Annotated in this window: 16 protein-coding genes; 8 read left to right on the top strand and 8 right to left on the bottom strand. The window is 72.1% G+C overall.

Annotation, left to right across the window (positions count from 1 at the left end; translation table 11 throughout):
* The first annotated feature begins 3 nt into the window (after window positions 1–3).
* Window positions 4–492 carry an Rv3103c transmembrane domain-containing protein gene (locus AWX74_RS00470; RefSeq protein ID WP_131799371.1) on the top strand — a complete coding sequence of 163 codons (489 nt, stop codon included), beginning with the start codon at window positions 4–6 and terminating at the stop codon, window positions 490–492.
* Here AWX74_RS00470 and AWX74_RS00465 read toward each other — a convergent pair.
* The gene (locus tag AWX74_RS00465) at window positions 479–2,578 is read right to left on the bottom strand and encodes a serine/threonine-protein kinase (protein ID WP_091270395.1); all 2,100 of its coding nucleotides are present in this window, start codon (window positions 2,576–2,578) and stop codon (window positions 479–481) included. The two genes, AWX74_RS00470 and AWX74_RS00465, sit on opposite strands and share 14 nt — an antisense overlap.
* A gap of 304 nt (window positions 2,579–2,882) precedes the next feature.
* Complete coding sequence (locus AWX74_RS00460; protein WP_091270393.1) at window positions 2,883–4,598, bottom strand: protein kinase domain-containing protein; 1,716 nt, start codon at window positions 4,596–4,598, stop codon at window positions 2,883–2,885.
* Between the two features lie 242 nt (window positions 4,599–4,840).
* On the opposite strand from AWX74_RS00460, the gene lat reads away from it, so the two are divergent.
* Window positions 4,841–6,382 (top strand): L-lysine 6-transaminase, encoded by a 1,542-nt coding sequence (lat, locus tag AWX74_RS00455; protein WP_091270391.1) that lies wholly within the window; start codon window positions 4,841–4,843, stop codon window positions 6,380–6,382.
* Entirely contained in the window at window positions 6,379–7,980 is a 1,602-nt protein-coding gene (locus tag AWX74_RS00450) for an aldehyde dehydrogenase family protein (RefSeq protein WP_091270388.1), read from the top strand. The genes lat and AWX74_RS00450 overlap by 4 nt, the downstream gene beginning before the upstream one ends.
* A gap of 27 nt (window positions 7,981–8,007) precedes the next feature.
* On the opposite strand, the gene AWX74_RS00445 is transcribed toward AWX74_RS00450, so the two are convergent.
* The gene (locus AWX74_RS00445) at window positions 8,008–9,426 is read right to left on the bottom strand and encodes a class I SAM-dependent methyltransferase (RefSeq protein WP_226930737.1); all 1,419 of its coding nucleotides are present in this window, start codon (window positions 9,424–9,426) and stop codon (window positions 8,008–8,010) included.
* 1,035 nt (window positions 9,427–10,461) lie between these two features.
* Here AWX74_RS00445 and AWX74_RS00440 point away from each other — a divergent pair.
* The 5 genes from AWX74_RS00440 (at window position 10,462) to AWX74_RS00420 (ending at window position 17,344) form a co-directional block, all read left to right on the top strand.
* Window positions 10,462–11,205 carry a PadR family transcriptional regulator gene (locus AWX74_RS00440; protein WP_091270386.1) on the top strand — a complete coding sequence of 248 codons (744 nt, stop codon included), beginning with the start codon at window positions 10,462–10,464 and terminating at the stop codon, window positions 11,203–11,205.
* Entirely contained in the window at window positions 11,202–12,143 is a 942-nt protein-coding gene (locus AWX74_RS00435; RefSeq protein WP_091270384.1) for an ABC transporter ATP-binding protein, read from the top strand. Before AWX74_RS00440 ends, AWX74_RS00435 begins: the two co-directional genes overlap by 4 nt.
* Complete coding sequence (locus AWX74_RS00430) at window positions 12,140–14,938, top strand: ABC transporter permease (protein WP_091270381.1); 2,799 nt, start codon at window positions 12,140–12,142, stop codon at window positions 14,936–14,938. Before AWX74_RS00435 ends, AWX74_RS00430 begins: the two co-directional genes overlap by 4 nt.
* Before the next feature lie 204 nt (window positions 14,939–15,142).
* A complete protein-coding gene (locus tag AWX74_RS00425) occupies window positions 15,143–16,642 on the top strand; it encodes an AAA family ATPase (protein WP_091270380.1) in 1,500 nt (499 codons plus the stop codon).
* 111 nt (window positions 16,643–16,753) lie between these two features.
* A complete protein-coding gene (locus AWX74_RS00420; RefSeq protein ID WP_207550223.1) occupies window positions 16,754–17,344 on the top strand; it encodes an HAD family hydrolase in 591 nt (196 codons plus the stop codon).
* 30 nt (window positions 17,345–17,374) lie between these two features.
* Here the strand turns inward: AWX74_RS00420 and AWX74_RS00415 are convergent, their stop codons facing one another.
* From AWX74_RS00415 to dnaE, 5 genes are all read right to left on the bottom strand, one after another.
* A complete protein-coding gene (locus AWX74_RS00415) occupies window positions 17,375–17,788 on the bottom strand; it encodes a VOC family protein (protein WP_091270378.1) in 414 nt (137 codons plus the stop codon).
* A gap of 78 nt (window positions 17,789–17,866) precedes the next feature.
* Window positions 17,867–18,802 carry an NAD(P)-dependent oxidoreductase gene (locus AWX74_RS00410; protein ID WP_091270375.1) on the bottom strand — a complete coding sequence of 312 codons (936 nt, stop codon included), beginning with the start codon at window positions 18,800–18,802 and terminating at the stop codon, window positions 17,867–17,869.
* 49 nt (window positions 18,803–18,851) lie between these two features.
* Window positions 18,852–19,286 carry a PPOX class F420-dependent oxidoreductase gene (locus AWX74_RS00405; RefSeq protein ID WP_091270373.1) on the bottom strand — a complete coding sequence of 145 codons (435 nt, stop codon included), beginning with the start codon at window positions 19,284–19,286 and terminating at the stop codon, window positions 18,852–18,854.
* Between the two features lie 16 nt (window positions 19,287–19,302).
* Entirely contained in the window at window positions 19,303–20,088 is a 786-nt protein-coding gene (locus tag AWX74_RS00400; RefSeq protein ID WP_091270370.1) for a class I SAM-dependent methyltransferase, read from the bottom strand.
* 73 nt (window positions 20,089–20,161) lie between these two features.
* Window positions 20,162–23,698 (bottom strand): DNA polymerase III subunit alpha, encoded by a 3,537-nt coding sequence (gene dnaE / locus AWX74_RS00395; RefSeq protein ID WP_091270368.1) that lies wholly within the window; start codon window positions 23,696–23,698, stop codon window positions 20,162–20,164.
* Window positions 23,699–23,929: the final 231 nt, after the last annotated feature.

Below are 23,929 nucleotides of genomic sequence, written 5' to 3'. Positions count from 1 at the left end.
GCCATGCGACTCCCGATGGGTCTGCCGATGCGCCGCTCGACGGCGCTGCTGACCACCGCGCTGGTCGGCGTGTTCGTCCTCTACGTGTTCGTGCGGCCGCAGTCGTTGCCGGTGTCGCGCTCCTACGACGCGGCGGTCGAGCAGGCCAGGACCGAGCTCCGGCGAGAGCAGCAACAGCTCGCCTCATCGAGCCCGACACCGACGCCGACACCGACATCGCGGCCGCGCACGTCGGCGGCGCCCACGGCATCCCAGGCGTCCGGCCTGCCCGGCGACCAGCCCAGCGCCGATCCGACGCCGACCCTGTCGCCGGATCCGAGCCTCACCCCGTCCGCCGCGGGTTCCGGCTCCGCCGCGCCGGGGGCCGAGAACACCGCGAGCCCGTCGGCGTACCCTCGCGCGTCAGCGTCCGGCGTGGCGGGCTTCGGCGCCTCCGCCGCGCCGGCCACGACACCGACGCCGACCTCGCCCCCGGCGGTCAGCAGGGGCTGATGGTGGCGTTGGTGGTGAGCTCGTCCACCCGTCCGTTCGAGGGGCACGGGGTCGAGGTCGGCTTCGGTGAGCCGCTCGTGCTCGTCGGCGCCGGGGCGTCGGGGGTGGGGGAGACACTGCCGGTCGGGGAGGCCTGCGGCGCCGGCTGGGTGCGCGGGTCGTCGGGCTGACCGGCAGCGTGGCCGGGGCCCGCGCCCGCCTCGTCGACCATGGCAAGCTCGTCCGGCCAGCCGTTGGGACGGCTCGTGTGCGCGGCGGCGAGCGTGACGACCGCGGCAGGCTGGGACGCCGGCGTGAACACGGGGCTTGTCGTGACGCCCAGCGACGAGGACGGCTCCGGGGCGGTTGGACCCGGACTGCCCTCGGCGCGCTGGCTGTCCATGGCGGTCAGCGCGACGACGGCTCCGACGACGATTCCGAGCGCGACGACGGCGGCGACCATGGCAGCCCGGTCCCGTCGCCGGGTGGTGGTCAGTTTCGCCAGGAACAGCCGTGCCGCCGGCGGCCAGCCGGCCCACAGTGGCTGCCCGTCTCCACCCGCACCGGCGACAACCGGCTGGGAGGCCCGTGACGGGGTTCCCGGGTCATGCGGGTCGGCGGTGGCGGACTTGGCGGTGCCGGCGGTGGGAACTCCGCCCGTCGGCACCGTGGGCCGGGCCCCGCCCGCCGTCTTGGCAGGCTTGGCTGCCGTGGCCGCCGAGCTTGCAGCGGCTGGTTTGCCGGCAGATCTGGTTCCCGCTGTGGCCGGCTTCGCGCCGGTTCCGGTTCCGGTTCCGGCTGTCGTGCCGGTTCCGGTTCCGGTGGCGGCGTGGGCCGGTGCGGTGGCGCCGGCGCGTGGCCGGATCGACGGGTCGGTGACCTCGTTTCGCGGGTCGATCAGGCCGGTCAGCCTCGGCACCGGGATGGTGCCGAGCGAGGAGTCCCCGCCGGGCGGCTCCTCCCAGAACGGGAGGTCGGGCCGGGCGGTCAGCGGCTGGGTGGGCCGGTCGATGGCGCGCGACCCCGCTCGGCCGGCCGCCGCGGCCGCCCCGACCGCGGGTGTCCGTGCGGCGCCGGAACGACCGGGTCCGCCGGCGTGGGCGCCCCCGGCAGCGGCCCCGGCCCCGGCAACGCCGCTGGCGCCGCCAGCCCCGCCAGCGCCTCCGGCCTGGCCGCCGCCGAGCGCGCCTGGTGCGTCCGGCGGCCGCGGAGCCGGCGCGGCCGGCGCGTGCGGATCCCACTGCCAGGAGGTCTGCGCGTTCGCGGCGACCCGGGACGGATCCGGGACGCCGTCGCCCGCGACGTCGGAGACGAGGCTGCGGACCAGCTCCACCGCGGTCGGCCGGTCCTCCGGCCGGCGGGACAGGGTCGCCCGCACCGCGCCCATCAGGTTCGCCGGGACCCCGGCGAGGTCGGGCTGTTCGTCGCGGTGCAGCACGGTCAGCACGTCCGCCGGGTCACCGGTGCCGAACGGGGGATGGCCGGTCGCCGCGTAGGTGACGCAGGCTCCCCAGGCGAACACGTCGGCCGCCGGGGTGGCGCGTTCGCCGCGCAGCTGCTCGGGGGCCATCCACGACGGTGTGCCGACGAGGATTCCGGTGTGCGTGTGGGTCGGTGTGCCGCTGGCCCGGGCGATCCCGAAGTCGATCACCTTCGGTCCGTCCCAGGCGAGCAGGATGTTGGTCGGCTTGAGATCCCGGTGGACGACCCCGACCGCGTGGATGGCGACGAGCGCGTCGGCGAGGCCCACCCCGAAGCCGTGCAGGAGCCGCCGCTCCAGTGGGCCGTGCCGGATGACCGCGTCGGCGAGGCTGGTGCCTTCGACGTATTCGACGGCCATCCAGGGCGAGCTCGCGTCCGGGTCGGCGTCGACGACGGCGGCGACGGCACGGCCGCGTACCCGGCGGGCGGCCTCCACCTCGCGGCGGAACCGGGCGCGGAACTCCGGATCGCCGGCCAGGCCCTCGGCGGGCACCTTCACCGCGGCGGCCCGCCCCTCGGCGGTGAAGCCCAGGTAGACCGAGCCCATGCCGCCGGCGCCGATCCTGTTGTGGATCTCGAACGGGCCGATGCGCCGAGGGTCCCCCGCCACCAGCGGTGTCAGCACCGTTCCCCCTCGTGACCGGCCCGGGTGGGCTGGAATGTCTGTCCTGGCACTCGCTACTGGCTACTCACTGCTGAACTGGCTACTCACTACTGACTACCGGCTACTGCCCTGGGCACCCTCGAACGAGTACCCGCGTTGTCGAGACCGTTGCTATTCCGTGCGGCTCGGCCCGATGTATCACCATCCCAACATCGGTACCCGAATAGCGGTAGGCCCGTCCGGGTGACTTCGTTGTGCTGGTCACATTTTTTTGGCCTAAAGGTGACTTTTTCCTGTGTTGCGTTCGTCTGGGGCGCGGGATGGGTCAACGATGATCCGGTAGCGCCGGGTCCGCGGTCGGGAATTGGCCGTCGGTGAGCAGCTTGGTTCCGTTCCAGCTGAACCGGACGACCGCCGAACCGGTAGGCGTCGAACCGCCCGCGGGGTAGGTCCGGTACGTCACCGCGGCCTCGACGGATGACAGCGGCTCCACGCTGATGCTCGTGCTCGGATCCCGTGTGTCGGTGCCCTGGTACTCGCCGTCGGCGAAGACGAACGCGATCTCCTGCTGCCGGCCGCCGTTCTCCCGGGTACCGCGCACGAGGTTCAGCATCCGTTGCGGGTCGTAGGAGCCCATGTCGGGGGTGTAGCCCTGCTTCCGGACCTCGCGGGCAGCCTCGTCGGCGGACATGATCCGCGCGGGCTGGGTGGTCGTCGCGGAGGCCGACGGCCCGGTCGCGGAGCCGGCCGGGCTGGCCGTCGCGGACGGGCTGCCCGGGGAGCCGGGGGTCGGCGTCAGGGTGGCGGCCGTGCCGGTGGCGCCCTGATTCCGGTGCGACATCAGCAGCGCGCCGCTGACCGCGCCGCCGGCGGCCAGCAGCAGCCCCAGCGCGAGGAGCGCGGCGACGGGCAGCGCCCGTCGCCGCGCCCGTGGCGCGGGCTGCCCGTCCCGCGGGCGTGCCGGCTGCCCGCCACGAGGACGAGGAGGCTGTCTGTTCGCCGGAAGTGCCGGCTGCCCGTCGCGCGGGTATGGGTGCTGTCCCTCCCGCGGATGCGCGGGTGCACGCATCGGCGGGGGTGCCTGTGGACGCGGTGCCCGTGCGGGCCCCGGCATGGGCGTGTGCGTGGGCCGAGGTCGGGGTGGGGGCGGATGCGGGGCCTGCTCGGTCCCGGGCGGCGGACTCCACCAGCTCCGCATCAGCCGGCCGGTCTCGGCCGGGTCGGTCGGGGCGTCCGCCGGCCGGCCCAGCAGGTTCGCCAGGATCTCGGCGGCGCCCGGACGGGCCTGCGGGTTCTTGCGTAACGCGGCGTGAACCTGCGGTGCCACCAGAGGCGGCAGGTTCTCCAGGTCCGGTGCGCCGTTGAGAATCGCGAGCGCGACGGCCTGCGGCTGCTCGCCGCGGAAGGCGGGCCGCCCCGCCGCCGCGAACGCCACGCAGGCGCCCCAGGCGAAGATGTCCGCCGCCGGGCCGGCGCGTTCGCCGCGCAACTGCTCGGGTGCCATCCAGGCCATCGTGCCGACGAGGCTGCCGGTCCGGGTGAGCGAGGTGGTGGCGTCGTCCCGGGCGACGCCGAAGTCGATGACGCGCGGACCGTCCCAGGCGAGCAGGATGTTCGCCGGTTTCAGGTCACGGTGGACGACCCCGGCCGCGTGGATGGACACCAGCGCGTCGGCCAGCCCGACGGCGACCGCGGTCACGAGACGCTCGTCGAACGGGCCGCGCGCCAGCACCGCCTCGGAGAGGCTGCGCCCCTCCACGTACTCGGTCGCCAGCCATGGGCGTGGCCCGGTCGCGTCGGAGTCGAGGACGGCGGCGACCGTCCGGCCGCGGACCCGGCTCGCGGCCGCGACCTCCTGGCGGAAGCGGGAGCGGAAATTCGGGTCGCCCACGAGGGCCGTGGCCGGTACCTTGACCGCGGCGGCCCGGCCGTCGTCGGTGAAGCCGAGATAGACGACGCCCATTCCGCCCGCGCCGATGCGGTTGGTGAGCTGGTAGGGCCCGATCTGTTGCGGATCGTCCGTGGTCAGGGGGGTCAGCACCGCGTCCTGGGCCTCGTCTCCTGTCTCGTGCCGTTTGGTCCCAGATGTCGATGTTCTCACCCGCGGTGGCCGACGGGCAGCGCGGGCCGTGGCAGGCCCTCCGCGAGGTGCCGGAGGTTGATCGGATCGCGGTTCCGCCCGGTAACCGGGACGCTGCAGGAAGCTGCCAGCGGGCGCGGCACGTGAGCGCACGCGAGCGGGGCAGGAGTGCAGTGGTCGATCGGCATGCGAGGAGGCGGACCGTGGCGGTTGGGCACATCCAGTTCGGTACCTCGACAGGCACCCGGGGCCAACTCGGGCCCACCGACGTGATCCCGGTTCTGTCCCGGCATGTCCTCGTCGACGGATACGACGTCGTCTGCGATCTGGAGGCCAGCTCCGGCAGCACGATCGTCGACGCCCGTACCGGGACCAGATACCTGGACCTCTACAGCTTCTTCGCGTCCGCGCCGCTCGGGGTCAGCCCACCGGTGCTCGTGCGCGATCCGGCCTTCCTCGCCGAGCTCGCCCGCGTCGCGGTCAACAAGCCGGCGAACCCGGACATGGCCTCCGTCGCGTACGCGGAGTTCGTCGAGACCTTCACCCGGGTGCTCGGCGACCCGCAGCTGCCCCACCTGTTCTTCGTCGAAGGCGGCTCGGCCGCGGTCGAGAACGCGCTGAAATGCGCCTTCGACTGGAAGAGCCGCCACAACGAGGCACATGGACGTCCCGCCGAGCTCGGGCGGCGGGTGCTGCACCTGCGCTCGGCGTTCCACGGCCGCGGCGGCTACACGCTGTCGGTGACCAACACCGACCCGGTCAAGACCGCACGCTTCCCGATCTTCGACTGGCCGCGTATCGACTGCCCCGCGATGACCTTCCCCTGCGTCGGAGCGGCGCTCGACGCGGTCGTCGCCGCCGAGCGGCGTGCCCTCGCCCAGGCCGAGGACGCGTTCGCCCGCCACCCGCACGACATCGCCTGCTTCCTCGCCGAACCCATCCAGGGGGAGGGCGGCGACAACCATCTGCGCGGCGAGTTCCTGCGCGCGATGGCGGCGCTGTGCGAACGCCACGACGCGCTGTTCATCGTCGACGAGGTGCAGACCGGCGTCGGCGCCACCGGCTCCGCGTGGGCGCACACCCAGCTCGGGCTGCGCCCCGACATCGTCGTCTTCGGCAAGAAGGTGCAGCTCGGCGGGCTGATGGCCGGGCGGCGGGTCGACGAGGTCCCCGACAACGTCTTCCGGGTACCGGGACGGATCAGCTCCACCTGGGGCGGCGGGCTCGTCGACATGGTCCGGTCCCGGCGGATGCTGGAGATCATGGAGTCCGAGCGGCTGTTCGACCGCGCGGCCACACTCGGCGCCGACCTGCTCGCCGCGCTCACGGACGTCGTCGAACGCCACCCCCGGCTGCTGCGCAACGCACGCGGCCGCGGGCTGCTGTGCGCCGTCGACGTCGCGGACAGCGCGCTGCGGGACGAGGCCGTCCGCCGGCTGCGCGAGGACGAGCTGGTGCTGCTGCTGCCCGCCGGCGAGCAGGCCCTGCGGTTCCGGCCCGCCCTCACCATCGGCGCCGACGAGCTCGAGCGCGGCGTGGCGGCCCTCGACCGGGTCGCCACCTCGCTCGGGCGCACCCGGATCAGACGTGTCGAGACCGGCGCGCCGAGCCCGGGGCCCGACTCGTCGACGCCGTCGCCGGCCCCTTCGCCGTCGCCGGCCCCTTCGCCGTCGCCGGCGCCGGCGCCGTCCGCGCAGGACTCGCCAGCACCCTCGTCGTCAACGCAGCAGAAGGGACAGCGATGACTCTCGTTCATCCCCGCCGGGTGGCCGCGGTGATCGGTGGACGTCAGCACGACCTGTACGCGACGGCCGGCCCGTCCGGTATCGCGCCGGAAGGCACCCGGGTGATCACCTCGACGAACCCGGCACGCCTCGACGAGGTCGTCGCCGAGGTCGTCCTCGACGGCGCGGAGTCCATCGTCGCCGCCGCCGCGGCCGCCCGGGCCGCCCAGCGAGAATGGGCGCAGGTCCCGGCACCCGTACGCGGGGAGGTCATCGGCGCCTTCGGACGGCTCGTCGAGGAGAACGCCGAAGCGCTGGCACGCCTGGTCACCCGGGAGGTCGGCAAGCCGCTCGCCGAGGCACGCGGCGAGGTCCGCGAGATCGTCGACACCTGCACCCTGTTCCGCGCCGAGGGCCGCCGCCCCCACGGTCAGACGGTGGACTCCGAGATGCCCGACCGGGAACTGTTCACCTACCGGGAGCCGCTCGGCGTCGCCATGGTGATCACCGCCGGGAATTTCCCGGTGGCGGTCCCGTCCTGGTACCTGGTCCCGGCGCTGCTCACCGGCAACTCCGTCGTCTGGAAGCCCGCCGAGTACGCCGCCGCCTGCGCCGCGGCGCTGATGGACCTGATGACCGCCGCCGGCGTGCCCGCCGGAGTCGCCAACCTCGTCCTCGCCGACGGCCCCACCACCTCCGTCGGCCTCGAACGCGCCCTGGACGCCGGCCTCGTCGACAAGGTCGGATTCACCGGTTCGACGTCCGTCGGCCGGTTCATCGGCGCGCTGTGCGGGCGGCACCTGCAGGCCCCGTGCCTGGAGCTCGGTGGCAAGAACCCGATGGTGCTCGCCCCGGACGCCGACCTCGACGCCGCCGTCGCCGCCGCGCTGTTCGCCGGCTTCGGCACCGCCGGCCAGCGCTGCACCTCGCTCGGCACGGTGATCGCCCACGAGTCGGTGCACGGCGCGTTCCGCCGCCGGATGACCGCCGCGCTGGCCGCCGCGGCGATCGGCGACCCGACCCGCGACGTGCTCTACGGACCGCTGCTCGACGCGCGGTTCGCCGCCGGGTTCGAGGACCACCTGGCGCACATCCGCGACCACCACCAGCCGTTCGGCTCCACCGCACTCGGCCGGATCGGCCCGTCCAGCCCGCGCCAGGGCTTCCTCGGCAACCCCGAGACCGGCCTGTACTACCACCCGGTGATGGTCGACGGCGTGCGCCCCGACGACGACCTGTTCACCGAGGAGACCTTCGGGCCCCTCGTCGGCCTGACCAGCTACCGCAACCTGGAGGAGGCCATCGAGCTCGCCAACCTGCCCGGCTACGGCCTGTCCTCGTCGATCTTCACCGGTGACCCGGTGACAGTACGGCGCTTCCGCCGCGGCATCCGCGCCGGCATGGTCAGCGTGAACACGTCGACCTCCGGCGCGGAGGCGCACCTGCCGTTCGGCGGCAACGGGCGGTCCGGCAACGGCGCCCGCCAGTCCGGCCAGTGGGTCCTCGACCAGATGACCCGCTGGCAGTCACTGACCTGGGAGCTCTCCGGCCGCCTGCAGAAAGCCCAGATGGACGTCACCGTCCCCGCCGCAGACCTCAGCTTCCGCCTGCGCGGCTGAGCGCGGGCCTGCGCAGGCCGGGCCCACTCAGTAGGACGGACGCAGTGGCTGGTGTGCGTCGCCGCCGTCGGGGCGCACACCCAGCACCTGGTGGATCTGCGAGAAGCCACCTTCGAAGCTGAGCGCCGACCCGGCCATGTACAGCCGCCATACCCGGGCCCGGCCGGCGCCGACCATGGCGACGGCCTCGTCCCACCGCTGCTCCAGGTTGGTGACCCACGCCCGCAGGGTCAGTGCGTAGTGCTCACGCAGGTTCTCGACGTGGCGCACCTCGAACCCGCCGCCCTGCATCAGCGTGACCAGCGTGCCGATCTCGTGCAGCTCACCGTCCGGGAAGACGTAGCGGTGCAGGAAGTCGGCGTTCTCGGGCAGCGGGACCGGCCCGATCCGGGGGCGCCGGCGGGCGGCGCCGGCCGGGTCACCGGGGAACGAGATCCCGTGGTTGAGCAGCCGCCCTCCCGGGCGCAGCAGGCGGAACAGGTTCTCGAAGTACGTTGGCAGCTTGGCCCGGCCGACATGCTCGACCATCCCCACCGAGCTGATCGCGTCGAACGGGCCGTCCGTGATCTCCCGGTAGTCCTGCAGGCGGATCTCGATCCGGTCGCCCAGCCCGGCCTCCGCCACCCGGCGGCGGGCCAGCGCGGCCTGCTCCTCGGAGATCGTGATGCCCACGGCGTGGACCCCGTGATGGCGGGCCGCGTGCAGCACCATGCTGCCCCAGCCACAGCCGACGTCCAGCAGCCGCTCACCGGGCCGCAGCCCGAGCTTGCGGCAGACCAGCTCATGCTTCGCCGCCTGCGCCCCGGCGAGCCCCGCCGGCAGCGGACCCTCTGCGGCCTGCGGCTCCCACACCGCGCAGGAGTAGGTCATCGACTCACCCAGAACGAGCCGATAGAACTCGTTCGAGACGTCGTAGTGATGCGAGATCGCCGCCGCGTCCCGGGCGCGGCTGTGTAGACGTCCCCGCAGGCGGGCCTCCTCCGGCGGCGGCTCCGGCGGACGCACCCCGAACTGTTTGGCCAGTACGACCGCCGCCCGTGCAACCGCCGCCGACGGGCGCATCGTCGCCATCTGCTTGCGCAGGGCCAGCGCCTCGAAGATGTCGCCCCTGGCTCCGTCTTCGCCGTCGATCTCGATGTCACCGGCGACGAAGGCGCGGGCGAATCCCAGCTCACCCGGGTGGGAGAGCGCCCGGCGCAGCGCATGCGGGTTGCGGATCAGTACCCGCGTCGACGTCCGCGGCCCCAACGCGAAGCCGTCCCACATCTCGACCCGGACCGCGGGATCCGTCCCGAAAAGCTCGACAAGAAGATCACGGGATGCCTTTTCGACCTCCGGCGGCCAGTCCAAACCGGGCGGGCGCGGGTCGCCCGGCGCCCATTCACGCGCACCTTCCGGCCTGCTCGGCGCGGTGTCGGCCGGGCGCGTTTCTCGCGGCGTTGACATGGTTGCTTCCGACCTGACGGGGTGATCGACCGTCACGTTTTCCTCCGGTCCCTGCGGGCGCCGGGGCCTGTGGTCACCGCGGAACCGCCAGATCGCCCGCGCGGCGACCACACGACACGGGTAATGCGGCGAGCGGCCGCGGGGGAGCACCGGCCCTGCCTGCTCAGTCTGTGCCAGGGCGGCGTCAGCTGGAGCAGGGCGACGCAGGCCCTTCCTGATCGCATGGTCCCCCAACAAATGGGTGGTGCAAACAACCCGAGTGCCGTGCCGCGGGTGTTTCCTGCCTCACACCATCCTGGCGTCCTGTTCTGGCTGCTCCGGCCTTGTCCGGTCCACTCGTCTGGGGCATTGCCCGTGCACGAAGAGTGCCATTCTTTGCTTCGGTCATAGATTTCGCCGAGTTCAATGAGGCGGAAGTGATGCCTGATGTCGAGCGCGCCGCGGCAACGTGGCCCAGGGCCGGAGTTGGTGACGCAGGCGCGTGTCGAGGCCTCGCCGTACCCCGGAGTTGGCGACGTTGGCGATGCCCGGGTTCGCCGACTTTTTGACCGCGGCGCGGCGAGTCCGGTGAGGAGGACGGGGTCGTCCAGCGGCGCCGAGGTCCGACGCTGTGCGGTGCGAAGGCGAAGGCGAAGGCGAGGCAGCCGTCCAGGTCGAGGCGGCGGGTGCCGGAGTGGGCGCAGACGATCCGCTGCCGAGCCGGTCTGAAGGTCTCAGGCGATGTCGTGTCCGTCGGTGGGCGCATGCCGGGAGAGTGTCGGGATCACGTCAGTCGGCGCGAGATTTCCCCGGCCGGTCGGGGCGGTCGTGGTCAGCCGAAGCCGCTCGGCGGCCGCGGTGCGCCTCGCTCGCGTCGCAGGTCGTGGGTCTCCGGTGGGGGGTGGCGCCAGGCTTCGAGCCTCCCGGTCACCGTGCGGAACCGCGAGCACGCTCCAGGGCACGGCCCCCGCTCGCGAGCCCACGGAAGCATCCCTTGATTGCATACCGAGTATTGTCCGCCGTGCATACTCGGTATGCAGAGGAGGGAGATCCGGGATGTCGGTCCGGAACGGGCTGCTCGCGCTGCTGGCGGAGCGCCCGATGTACGGCTACCAGCTGCGGGCGGAGTTCGAGGCCAGGACGGGATCGACCTGGCCGCTGAACATCGGGCAGGTCTACACGACCCTGCGTCGCCTCGAGCGGGACGGCCTCGTGGTGGGCGAGCGCGCTCCCAGCCGAGCGGACCCGACCGACCCGAACGCCGCGGCTACAGACGGCACGGCGGCGGACGCCTCGGCTGCGGAAAGGCCTGGCACGCGGACGCCGGCCCCGAGCGCCGTCGCCGCGGACGCGCCGGTCACCGCCGCACCCGTGGCGAGGACTGCGGTCATTAACCCGGAGCACGGCGACGGCGACAGCGGTGACGGCCGGGGGATCGTCTACCGGCTCACCGCTGCCGGCGCGGCGGAAGCGCTGCGCTGGTGGTCGACCCCGGTGAGCCGGCGGATGGCGGGCCGCGACGAGCTCGCCATCAAGCTCGCGCTCGCCGTCACGCTCCCCGAGGTGGACGTCCGATCGCTGCTCCAGCGGCAGCGGGTGGAGACGCTCCGGGCGATGCAGGAGTACACCCGGCTGCGTCAGCCGGCCGACGACAGCGCCGACCTCGCCTGGCTCCTCGTCCTGGAAAACCTGATCTTCACCGCGGAGGCGGAGATCCGCTGGCTCGATCATGTGGAGCTGCGCCTGATCCGCCACCGCACCGGCGCTCCTACCGGACCCGATCGTGAGGACATCCGATGACAACGGCACTGACCAGCCCGGACGCCCAGGTGGAGGTCGGACGGGCACCCGCCCTGGAACTCCGCGGCGTGCACCGGGAGCACGGCCGGGGCGCGAACAGGGTGCAGGCGCTGCGCGGGGTGGATCTCACCGTGTGCGCCGGCGAGCTGGTGGCGGTGATGGGCCCGTCCGGATCGGGCAAGTCGACCCTGCTCGCCCTCGCCGGTGGTCTGGACACCCCGACCTCGGGTGAGGTCCTCATCGCGGGTGCGACGCTGAGCGGCCAGTCGCCGAAGGCCCTGGCCGCGCTGCGGCGGCGGTCGCTCGGCTATGTCTTCCAGAACCTCAATCTGATTCCCGCGCTGACCGCGGTCGAGAACGTCATGCTTCCCCGCGAGCTGGACGGGATCTCCGCCCGGGCGGCCCGGCGGGAGGCGCAGGCGGCCCTGGGCGAGGTCGGTGTCGCCGACCTCGCCGACAGGTTTCCCGACGACATGTCCGGTGGCCAGCAGCAGCGGGTGGCTATCGCCCGCGCGCTGGTCGGCCCGCGCGGCCTGGTCCTGGCGGACGAACCGACCGGGGCGCTGGACTCGAACACCGGCGAGGCGGTTCTGCGGGTGCTGCGGGCCCGGTGCGACGCCGGCTCCGCGGGGCTGCTCGTCACGCACGAGGCCCGGCACGCGGCCTGGGCCGACCGTGTGATCTTCCTGCGGGACGGCCTGGTCGTGGACTCGACCGGCACGCCCGCGACGCCGGAGTCCCTGCTGGGCGCCCCGGTCCCCGTCCCTGCGGACGGTTCGAGGGGCGGTACGGCGGCGAACCCGGCGTCGGACGGGCCGAACGCGGCGCGGGACGGTGCCGGCGGTGCCGACGGTTCCGACGGCTTTGACGAGTTCGATGAGTTTCATGAGTCCGGCGAGTCCGGCGAGTCCGGCGGGTTCGACGGGGGTCGGCGGTGACGGCTGGCCGGCTGCGGGCCTGGCGGGCGGCGCTGCGCCTCGCTCGGCGCGACGCCCTGCGTGCCCGCGGGCGCACCGCACTCGTCCTCGCGATGATCGCGGTGCCGGTGACGCTCGTGTCGACGGTCGACGTGATCGCTCGGTCCAGCCAGGACGGCCCGGCCCAGATCGCCTACCGCCATCTGGGTAAGGATCCGTCCGTGCAGGCCGAGGTCTCGTTCTTCGGGCTGGAAAGTCCGTTGACCCAGAGTCCCGATGGCAACGACATACGGACCGAGGACCTCCCCATGCCTCCGCCGGGCGCCGTCGACGCCGTCGGCGCGGGCGACGCCGCGCCAGATCCCGCCGACTCGCAGCGGCAGGCGCTGTCGGCCCTGCCCGCCGGGAACACGGCCGTTACCGAGCTGCGTGGCTACCTGAGGTTCCGGATCAGCGACGGGTCGCACCGCGACCGGTCCGTCGGCACGAACGTGCGGGAGACCGACTGGACCCGTCCTGAGCTCGCGGCGTTGGCAACGGTCCGGTCCGGCCGGCTGCCCGCCGCCGTGGGTGAGGCCGCGGTCAGCCGGGCACTCGCACGCCACGCCGGCCTCGGGGTCGGCGACACGCTCACGGCGGCGGCGCTCGCCGCGGGCGAGGCCCCGGGTTCCGGGCCCGTGCTGACGATCGTCGGGGTCGTCGAGGAGACCTTCGGACCTCAGGAGAGGACGGTGCTGGTCCCACCCGGCACGCTGGCTCCGGTGGCCTCGGAGGTCACCCAGATGCTGTACGTGGTCGGTCCGCATCCCATCGACTGGTCGCGGGTACGTGCCGCCAACGCCGTGGGCGCGGTGGTGGTGAGCCGGGCGGTGCTCGCGGACCCGCCCCCCGAGGCCCAGCTGCCGGCGGCCCTCTCGACCGGCCCCGCGGCCGATATGGTCGCCGCGACGGTGCTCGCCGCGGGCCTGGCACTGCTGGTGGTGGCGCTGCTCGCCGGCCCCGCGTTCGCGATCGGTTCCCGGCGCAGCCGCCGCCAGCTCGCGCTGATCGCGGCCGGCGGCGGGGCACCCGCGCACCTGCGCGACATCGTGCTGGCCGGCGGTGTGGTCATCGGCCTGGCCGCGTCGCTGCTCGGGGCGGCCGTCGGTACCGGGCTCGGCGTGGCGCTCATCCCGACCCTGGTGGACCACGGCTGGGCCGACATCGTGCGCACCGACGTCCGAATCCTGGATCTGCTGGCGATAGTGGCGGTCGGCACGCTCACCGCGATCGCAGCCGCGGCCGCCCCTGCGATCTCCGCGAGCCGGCTGGACGTGCTCGCCGCGTTGAACGGGCACGGCAGTCCGGCCCGGATGCGGCGCCGCGTCCCGGTCGCCGGGACCGTCCTGGCCGGCACCGGAACGGCCGTGGCGCTCCTCGGTGCCGGCAACCGCAGTGGGCTGCTGATCCTCGCCGGGACGACGCTGACGATGCTCGGCCTGATCGCCGTCGGTGGCGTCCTGGTGGGCCTGGTCGCCCGTCTCGCCGGGACCCTGCCCGTCGCCGGGCGGCTGGCCCTGCGCGACGCCGCCCGCCAGCGTGGCCGCACCACCCCGGCGATCGGCGCGGTGATGGCGGCGGTGTCGGCCTCGGTCGCCGTCTCCCTGTTCGTCGCCGCCATGGATGATCACGATCGCCGTGCCTACCAGCCCATGCTGGGCGACGGCGTGGCACTGATCAGCCTCGTCGACGACTCGCGGGACCAGGCCGACGTGGCGCGGGAGCTGGCCGGCGCGGAGCGGGTGCTGCGCGAGCATCTGCCCATCCGGGCGGTGCACGTGGTCGAGACGCCCGTCGACGCCTCCGGCAAGAGCCTGTCGATGACGCTGTCACCACCCCTGCCAGCAGGCTGTTCCTCGCCGGCCGGGGGGCCGCCCGTCGACGAGCCGCGGTGTCGGGAGGTCTTCGGTGGCTGGGACGGCACCGGCCCCTACCCGGTCACCCTCGGCGGCAGCGAGGTGGTGGTCGACGACGGGACGGGTGTGGAGGTGGCACTTGGCCGCGCCGAACCCGCCCTGCGCCGGGTGCTGGCGGGAGGCGGTGCGGCGGTGTTCGACGACCGGCTGCGCTGGCCGGACGGAACAGTGCACATCGCCGTCACCGTCGACGGCGACAACGCGGACGGCGGCACCCTGCGGGAGATCGTGGTGCCCGCCACGCGGGTCCCGACGTCGGCGCCCTCCTCCGACCTCACCTTCGGCGGCCTGCTCCTTTCCCCCGCGGCCGCACGCGACCTGGGCCTGCGCAGCGGCCCGGCCCAGATCGTCGCCGCCACGGACCGCATGCCCACCGAGACCGAGGTGGAGCGCCTCAACGCGGCGGCGGAGGACCTGGGGCTCAGCTCCCCGGTGGTGGAACGCGGTTATGCCAGCGAGTTCGGTATCGGCCTGCTGGCACTGGCCGCCGGCGCTGGCCTGATCACCCTGAGCGCGACCGTGATCACGGTCGGGCTGGCGGCCGCGGACGGCCGTGCGGACCTCGCCACCCTGGCCTCGATCGGCGCCAGCCCCGGCCTGCGCCGGCGGCTCGCGGCGAGCCAGGCCGGCGTGGTGGCCGGCCTGGGCACCGTCCTCGGCGGCATCGCCGGCTTCCTTCCCGGCGCGGCCACGGTCCTGATGATGCGGCAGGGCGAAGGTGTGGTCGGCCCGCCCTGGCGGCTGGTCATCCCCTGGGAGACGCTGCTGATCGTCACCGTCGCCGTGCCGCTGCTCGCGGTCGCCGCCGGCTGGCTGTTCACGCGGTCACGGCTCCCGATGACACGCCGCGCCATCCTCTGATGAGCGCCGTCGGGGCCGCGGGCCGTGGTGTCGTGGACTTTCGACACTGTTCAGGTAGCTGTCGCCGCTGACCCCGGCCGTCGCGAGCAGACGGCCGTCCGGGCTGAACGCGATGTCGGCGCAGGTCGGCATCGCCAGCCGCCCAGCTTTTCATAAGTGCGGTTATGATAACTGTGCTTATGAAAATCTGCGGGAGGTAGTTGGTTGGCTACGCTGGCGCGGCCGGTGGGCATGTTCGACCGGGAGTTCGAGTGGGAGGCGCTTGCGCGGTTCGCGCTCGACGCCGGGACGGGCGCGGCGCTGGGAGTGGTGTCCGGGCGGCGTCGGCAGGGCAAGACGTTCCTGCTCCGTGCGCTGTGCGAGGCCACCGGCGGGTTCTACTTCGGCTCGGACGAGGCCACGGACGGCGAGTCCCTGCGCCGTGTCGGTGCCGCGCTGGCCGAGCGGCTGGGCGCGCCGGCGCCGCTGGCGGTCGACGACTGGTATCCCGTGTTCGACGCACTGCTCGACCTGGGCCGCGATCGCCCGGTGCCCGTGGTGATCGACGAGTTTCCCTACCTCGTGCGGGCCAACCCACGGCTGCCGTCAATCGTCCAGAACGTGCTGGCGCCGCGCCGGGCGCAGCGGGACGCCAGCCGGGCCCGGCTGCTGCTGTGCGGGTCCGCGATGTCGTTCATGGGCGGTCTGCTCGCGGGAAGCGCTCCGCTGCGCGGCCGGGCCGGTCTCGAGCTCGTCGTCCCGACGCTCGACCACCAGCTCGCGGCCCGGTTCTGGGGCATCGACGACCCGGTCACCGCGTTGAAGGTCAACGCGATCGTCGGTGGCACCCCCGCCTACCGGCGCGAGTTCGCGCGCGACGACGTCCCGGCCGGCCCCGGCGACTTCGACGCCTGGGTGACCCGTACTGTGCTCTCGCCGACCAGTGCGCTTTTCCGTGAGGGGCGCTATCTGCTCTCCGACGAGCCGGACCTGCGTGACACCGCGCTTTATCATTCGGTCCTAGCCGCGATCGCGGAGGGTAACGCGACGCGTGGCGGCATCGCGTCCTACCTGGGGCGGAAGTCGGGCGACCTTGCGCACCCGCTCACCGTTCTGGCCGACTGCGGGCTGATCACGCGGGAGCCCGACGCGTTTCGCGACAATCGGACCCAGTTCCGCATCGCCGAGCCGTTGGTGACCTTCTACCACGCGGTGATGCGTCCCATGTGGGCGGACCTGGAGCATGCGCGCGACAGCCGCAGGCTTGCCCAGCTCTGGCGGATCGGCCAGCGCAGGTTCGTCGGTAACGTGCTCGGGCCGCACTTCGAGCAGGTATGCCGGTACTGGACCGCGCACCTGGCCGCGCCGGAACGGATCGGCGCAGCTCTGGTGAGCCGGGTTACCTCGGGCGTCGTCAGCGATCCGTCCGCCCGCGCGAGTCACCAGCTCGACGTCGTCGCCTTCGGGTTCGACGAGGACGACCAGGGGCACGAACGACTTCTGGCGATCGGCGAGGCCAAATGGGGTGAAACCATGGGGCTCGCCCACGTCGATCGGCTCCGTCGGATCCGGGAGCTGCTGAGCGCACAGGGGCGCCCGGGTGCGGATACCGCCCGACTCGTCTGTTTCAGCGCCGCGGGTTTCGGGGAATCGCTGGTGACGGCCGCCGCGCAGTCACCGGACGTCCTGCTGGTCGGCCCGTCGGATCTCTATACCGGCAACTGACGTGCAAGGGGCGGCGCGCCCGCCTTGTTCCCTCCAACAGATGCCGGTCAGAGCCAAGCGACACCGCGGCGAGACCTGTCTCGGAGAGGCGGATGAATGGGTGCGCGCTGTGTGGTCCTTGATATCGGGGGCGTGCTCGAGGTGACGCCGCAGACCGGGTGGATGCCGCGTTGGGAACAGCGGGCCGGTCTGGCGGCGGGCACCGTGCTGGGGCGTCTGGCCGACGTCTTCCTCGCGGGCTCGTTGGGGACGATGTCGGAGAGCGAGGTGATTGCCATGGCCCGCGCGTGCCTGGATGTCTCCGAGGAACAGCTGGAGGACTTCTGGAGCCTGATGTGGGACGAGTATCTGGGCACGCTGAACGTCGAGCTGTTCGCGTGGTTCCGGGCACTCCCGCCGCGGTTTCGTACGGGATTTCTCAGTAACAGTTTCGTCGGTGCGCGTGAACGTGAGCAGGAGCGATACGGGTTCGCGGACGTCACCGAAGTGATCGTCTATTCCCATGAGGTCGGGCTGGCCAAGCCGGATCCGCGGATCTACACGTTGACCTGCGAACGGCTGGGCGTCGCTCCCGATGAGGTGGTGTTCCTGGACGACACACCGGCGGCCGTCGAGGGTGCTCGGGCGGCCGGCTGGCATGGCGTCCTCTTCCGCGACACGGCGCAGGCGATCGCCGAGGTCGAGGCGTACCTGACGCCCTGACGGCTCGCGGTCTTCCCACCACCAGTGGCGTTAGGACACCGGGTCGGGCGAGATGAACTCGATTCGGTTACCGACCGGGTCGGGGCTGTAGAAGTGGCGGTGGCCTGGAAAGTCGTGCGACCAGGTCACCGCGATGCCCGCGGCCGCCAGGCGTTCGGACAGCGCGTCGATGTCGTCGACGAGGATGGCCGGATGCGCCTTGGCCGCCGGAGTGAACGCCGGATCGACACCGACATGCAGCTCGAAGCCGGCTCCGCGGAACCAGGCGCCGCCCCGAGCGGCCATCGGTGGCGGCTTCGGCACCTCGGTGAGGCCGAGCAGGTCGCACCAGAAGGCCCGACAGGCATCCTCCGCCCCGGCCGGGATCGCCAGCTGAAGATGATGAAGCCCGAGAACGCCGGTGTAGGGCGCGCTGACGACGTTGTTCATGTCGACGCTGGTCATTGAGGATGCCTCCCGAACGCCCGGTGTCCCCGGGCTCAGGGTAGCCGCAGACGACCCGCGCCCGTGTCCCGCGCGGCCTCAGGCCCGGGCCGGGATGACGACGTTGTGCGGGGGATGGCCCGTGGACAGCGCGGCGATCTGGCGGCGCACCAGGGCAACGACCCGGGGCAGCATCGCGGCGCTGTGCCCGCCGACATGAGGGGTGAGCAGGACGTCGTCGAGGCGCCACAGGGGGTGCTCCGGCGGTAGTGGCTCGGGGTCGACGACGTCGAGCGCGGCGCGGACATGGCCGGCCCGGACCGCCTCGACGAGGTCGGCGGTGACGACGACCTTGCCCCGTGCGACGTTCACGAGCAGGGCACCCGGCTTCATCAGGGCCAGCAGATCCCGGTCGACCATGCCCTCCGTGGAGGCGTTCAGCGGGACGGCGAGCGTGACGATGTCCGCGTCGGGCAGCAGCTTGGGCAACTCGTCGACCGACCGGATGACGCCGTCGGCGTCCTGGCGATGCGTTGCGGCCACCCGGGTGATGTCGACCTCGAACGGCCGCAGGCGGCTGATGATCGCCCGTCCGACGCCGCCCTGCCCGACCACGACGACCCTGCAGTCCGCCAGCGACCGGGACGCGGTGTGCGCCCAGCGATGATCCAGCTGGGCGGCGACCAGCGCTGGCAGCCGGCGCTGGCTGGCGATCATCAGGCCGATCGCCAGCTCGGCGGTGGACGTCTCGTGCACGCCAGCGGCGTTGCTGAAGGTGAGGCCTGGGGGGAGTGCGTCGGCGACCCGCTCGTAGCCGATGGACTGGCTCTGCACGAGCCGGGGTCGCAGCCCGTCGAGTGCGCCAAGCACGGCCGGATCGGACATGTAGGGCACCACGACGATGTCAGGGTCCCGCCGTGGCGGCGCGCCCGACAGGTCCCAGACGATCACCTCGGCTCCGGGTGTGGAGGCGAGCGCCTCGCGGAGCTCCTCGGTGGGCACGGTCACGACCAGCGGCTGGCGGTGCTGCGACAACAGGGTTCCCTCCCGATCGATTCGAGGCTGTCTGTCAGCGGGGATGCAGTCAGCGGAGCCTGGCGCCGTACACATGGTCGACCGTCATGGTCATGAGGACGCGGCGGTCCGACACCATCGTCGAGCGGTACTCGTCCCAGTCGGGATGGTCGCCCGCGGCGAGGCGGTAGTAGTCCACCAGTGCCCCGACCTCGGGACCGTGCGGGTCGGTGCCCGGGCCGACGAGGGTCACCGTGCCCTCGGCGGTGGCCCAGGCCCAGCCGTCGGGGCTGGTGACCTCCAGGGCCGCGCGCGGGTCCCGGCGCAGGTTCACCGTCTTGGCTCGGCCCTCGGTCATGGACACATAGAGGACACCGGCCGGCTGGTGATAGAAGGGCAGGACGGGGGAGAGCTGCGGAAGCCCGTCTGCCTTGATGGTGGCGAGCACCCCGAGTCGGCTTTCCGCGAGCAGCGTGTGCGGGTCGAACGGCGTGGTGGTGGTCATGTGTTCGTCCTCCTGGTCAGCGGTGGGTCGGTGAGGGGCCGGCCGGGGTTGCGGTGACGGCGACGGTGGTGACGCTGATGAGGAGTTGGCCGTCCTGCTCGGTCGGGGCGAAGCCGGTGGTCGGGCCGCCTGCGAGTTCGGCCCGCAGGGCGGCGAACACCGCCTCGCGGTCGGCGACCGGGGTCAGGAGCCGGTCGATGGGCAGGGTGGCGCGCCGGCGGGCCGGGTCCGCGGCGAGCGGGCCCACCGTGGCGCGCAGCAGCGTGGTGATCTCGGTGTCGAGGAGGGTGGCCGCATGGGACGGGTCGATCCTGCGGTGCAGGTCGTCGAACGGGCCGCGCAGGCGGGGGCTCGGGGCGACCATGTCGGAGATCACCACCCGTCCGCCGGGCCGGCACACCCGGGCCATCTCGGCGACGTACGGTCGCGGGTCCGGGAAGTGGTGCAGGGCGGCCTGGCAGTAGACCACGTCGAAGGACGCGTCGAGGAAGGGCAGCCGGGCGGCGTCGCCCTCCTGGAACAGCACGTTGGCCACACCGGCGTCCCGCAGGCGGGTGGCGGCGATCCGTAACAGCTCGGTCGTGACGTCGAGGCCGACGACCTGGCGGACGCGCGGTGCGACGAGCTCGGCGACGTGGCCCGCTCCGCAGGCCACGTCGAGGATGATCATGTCGGGGTGTAGCGGCTCGAGCCAGGGGACGGCGGGCTCGCGGGCGGCGAAGACCGCGTCGCGGTCGGTGAACAGGCGGGTCTGACGGCTGAAGGACTGACGTACCGTCCGCGTGTGGTCACTCGCATCCATGTTCTGATTTGTAGCCGTTCATGGCGGCGGCCGCCTCCGCACGACCGGCCGTGATCCGGCCCTTCATCCTCGATCAGGCCACGGCGGAGGCACCGAGCAGGGCCTTGAGGTCGCCCATCAGCGCGGGTGTCCGCTGGACCTTGTAGGCGTCGTCGAGTCGCAGGAGAGTGACCCGGCTGGACGACTGCAGGCGCAGGTGGACCTCGGTGGTGCCGGGGTGGTCGCCGAGCACCTCACGCAGCCGGTCGACGGTCGGGGGGTTGACCCTTGAGGCCGGCAGGGTGATCACCACGGGCGGGCTGAGCGCGTGATCGCTCAGGTCCGGGACGGTCAGGTCGGAGGCGACGAGGCGGGGGGTGTCCTCCCGCTTGTCGATGCGCCCCTTGACGATGACGACGGCGTCCTCGGCGAGCTGGGTCGAGCATGTCTCGTAGGTCGCCGGGAAGAACATCACCTCCAGGCCGCCGCCCATGTCCTCCACGGTGGCCAGGGCCCACAGCTTGCCCTGCTTGGTCACCTTCCGCTGCAGGCCGGAGATGATGCCGCCGATCGTGACGACGGAGCCGTCCGGGTACTCGCCGCCGTTGAGCGCGGCGATGCTGCAGTCGGCCTTGGCCGCGAGGATGTGCTCGACGCCGAGCAGCGGGTGGTCCGAGACGTAGAGGCCGAGCATCTCCCGCTCGAGGGAGAGCAGCAGGGACTTGTCCCACTCCTGGTCGGAGAACTCCTGGACGCCGAAGATCGGGGCGGCGTCCGGCTCGCCGTCCTCGCCGTCGAAGGCGAACAGGTCGAACTGGCCCTCGGCGTTCTTCTTCTTCACGCCCATGACCGCGTCGACGGCCTGCTCGTGCTTCTCGGCGAGGCCGCGGCGGGTGTGCCCGAGCGAGTCGAACGCGCCGGCCTTGATGAGCGATTCCACGGTCCGCTTGTTGCAGACGACGGCGTCGACCTTGTCCAGGAAGTCGGGGAAGGAGGCGAAGCGGGTCTTCGTCTTCCGGTTGCGGACGATCGACTCGACGACGTTGACGCCGACGTTGCGGATGGCGGCGAGGCCCACCCTGATCTCGTTGTCGCCGTGCGCGGTGTAGTCGGCGTCGGAGGTGTTCACGTCCGGGGGCAGCACCCGGATGCCCATCCGCCGGCACTCGTTCAGGTAGATCGCGCTCTTGTCCTTGTCGTCGCGGACGGAGGTGAGCAGCGCGGCCATGTACTCGGCGGGGAAGTTGGCCTTGAGGTAGGCCGTCCAGTAGGAGACCAGCCCGTAGCCGGCGGTGTGCGCCTTGTTGAAGGCGTAGTCGGAGAAGGGGACCAGGATGTCCCACAGCATCTTGATCGCCTCGGCGGAGAAGCCGTTGGTCTTCATGCCGTCGGAGAACGGCACGAACTCCTTGTCGAGGATCTCCTTCTTCTTCTTGCCCATCGCCCGGCGCAGCAGGTCGGCCTGACCGAGGGTGTAGCCGGCGACCCGCTGCGCGATCGCCATGACCTGCTCCTGGTACACGATCAGGCCGTAGGTCGTGTCCAGGATGTCGGCCAGCGGCTCGGCGAGCTGCGGGTGGATCGGGGTGATCTCCTGCTGGCCGTTCTTGCGCAGCGCGTAGTTGATGTGCGAGTTCGCGCCCATCGGCCCGGGCCGGTAGAGCGCGAGCACGGCGGAGATGTCCTCGAAGTTGTCGGGCCGCATCATGCGCAGCAGGGAGCGCATCGGCCCGCCGTCGAGCTGGAACACGCCCAGGGTGTCGCCGCGGGCGAGCAGCTCGTAGGAGGGCGGGTCGTTGAGCTCCAGGCCCATCAGGTCGACCTTGTGGCCGCGGTTGGACTCGACGTTGCGCACCGCGTCGTCCATGACGGTGAGGTTGCGCAGGCCCAGGAAGTCCATCTTCAGCAGGCCGAGGTTCTCGCAGGTCGGGTAGTCGAACTGCGTGATGATCGCGCCGTCGGCGTCGCGGCGCCACACCGGGATGTGGTCGATGATCGGCTCGGCGGACATGATCACGCCGGCGGCGTGCACGCCGGCCTGGCGGATCAGCCCCTCCAGGCCCTTGGCCGTGTCGATGACCTTGCGGACGTCCGCGTCGGACTCGTAGAGGCCGCGGATCTCACCGGCCTCGCTGTAACGGGCGTGCTTGGGGTCGAAGATCCCGGACAGCGGGATGTCCTTGCCCATGACGGCCGGGGGCATCGCCTTGGTGATGCGGTCGCCGACCGCGTACGGGTAGCCGAGGACCCTGGAGGAGTCCTTGATGGCGGCTTTCGCCTTGATCGTGCCGTAGGTGACGATCTGGGCGATGCGGTCCTCACCCCACTTGTCCGTCACGTAGCGGATCACGTCACCGCGCCGACGTTCGTCGAAGTCGATGTCGATGTCCGGCATGGAGACGCGGTCGGGGTTGAGGAACCGCTCGAACAGCAGACTGTGTGGGATGGGGTCGAGGTCGGTGATGCCCATCGCGAAGGCGACCATCGAGCCCGCGGCGCTGCCACGGCCCGGGCCGACCGGGATGCCCTGGTTCTTCGCCCACATGATGAAGTCGGCGACGACCAGGAAGTACGACGGGAAGCCCATCGAGAGGATGACGCCGAGCTCGTACTCGACCCGGGTGCGATGCTCCTCGTCGAACCCGTTCGGGAACCGCCGGTCCATGCCCGCCCAGGTCTCCTTGCGGAACCAGGACTCCTCGGTCTCGCCGTCGGGGACGGGGAAGCGGGGCATCAGGTTGCGCTTGGTGAACATGCCGGCCGGCTCGACCCGCTCGGCGATCATCAGCGTGGTCTCGCACCCCTGCTGCCAGGCGTCGGAGGTGTCGATCGCGTACATCTGCTCGGCGCTCTTGAGGTAGTAGCCCGAGCCCTCGAACTGGAAGGTGGGGTTCGCGACCGTCGACGCCGTCTGGACGCACAGCAGAGCGGAGTGGGTGGCCCGCTCCGACTCGTAGGTGTAGTGCGAGTCGTTCGTGACCACGAAGCGCATGTCCAGCGCGCGGGCGATGTCGATCAGCCCGTCCCGCACCCGGCGCTCGATCTCGATGCCATGATCCATGATCTCGCAGAAGAAGTTCTCGCGGCCGAAGATCTCCTGGTATTTCGCGGCGGCCTTGAGTGCTTCGTCGTAATGCCCCAGACGAAGCCGCGTCTGCACCTCACCGGACGGGCACCCGGTTGTCGCCATCAGCCCTTCGGCGTGCTCGGCGATGATTTCGGAGTCCATGCGTGGCCATTTGATGTAGTGGCCTTCGATGGACGCACGGGAATTGAGTCGGAACAGGTTGTGCAGCCCGGTCTCGTTCCGTGCCCACATCGTCATGTGGGTGTAGGAGCCACCACCGGAGACGTCGTCGCTCTTCTGGTTCGGGTCACCCCACCGCACCCGCTGCTTGAGCAGGCGCGACTCCGGCGCGACGTAGGCCTCGCACCCGATGATCGGCTTCACCCCGGCCGCCGTGGCCTGCTTGTAGAAGTCGTAGGCGCCGTACATGTAGCCGTGGTCGGTGATCGCGACGGCGGGCATCCCCTGCCGGGAGACCTCCGAGAACATGTCCTTGAGCCGGGCCGCCCCGTCGAGCATCGAGTACTCGGTGTGGACGTGAAGGTGGACGAAGGAGTTCGGCATGTCGTCGGGACCTTCCCGCGCGCGGAGGGCACGCCGGTCGATGCGGGGCGGGGACGGGGCGGGGGCAGGGGTGGGGCGATATCGGTGCGACGATACGAGTGCGGGCAGGGCGGGCGGAAAGAAAGCCGGCCGAAAAGTCCGCCGACCTACTCGCCTATTGTTCCCGGCTACTTCAGGTCGTTAGTGTGGCTTCAATGTGTCTCTCGGTGAAGGATTGTGGTCTCTCGGTGG

This window comes from Parafrankia irregularis, assembly GCF_001536285.1.
Taxonomy (GTDB): domain Bacteria; phylum Actinomycetota; class Actinomycetes; order Frankiales; family Frankiaceae; genus Parafrankia; species Parafrankia irregularis.
Note: the sequence above shows the minus strand (reverse complement) of the source record. Positions and strands in the feature narration are given on the sequence as shown.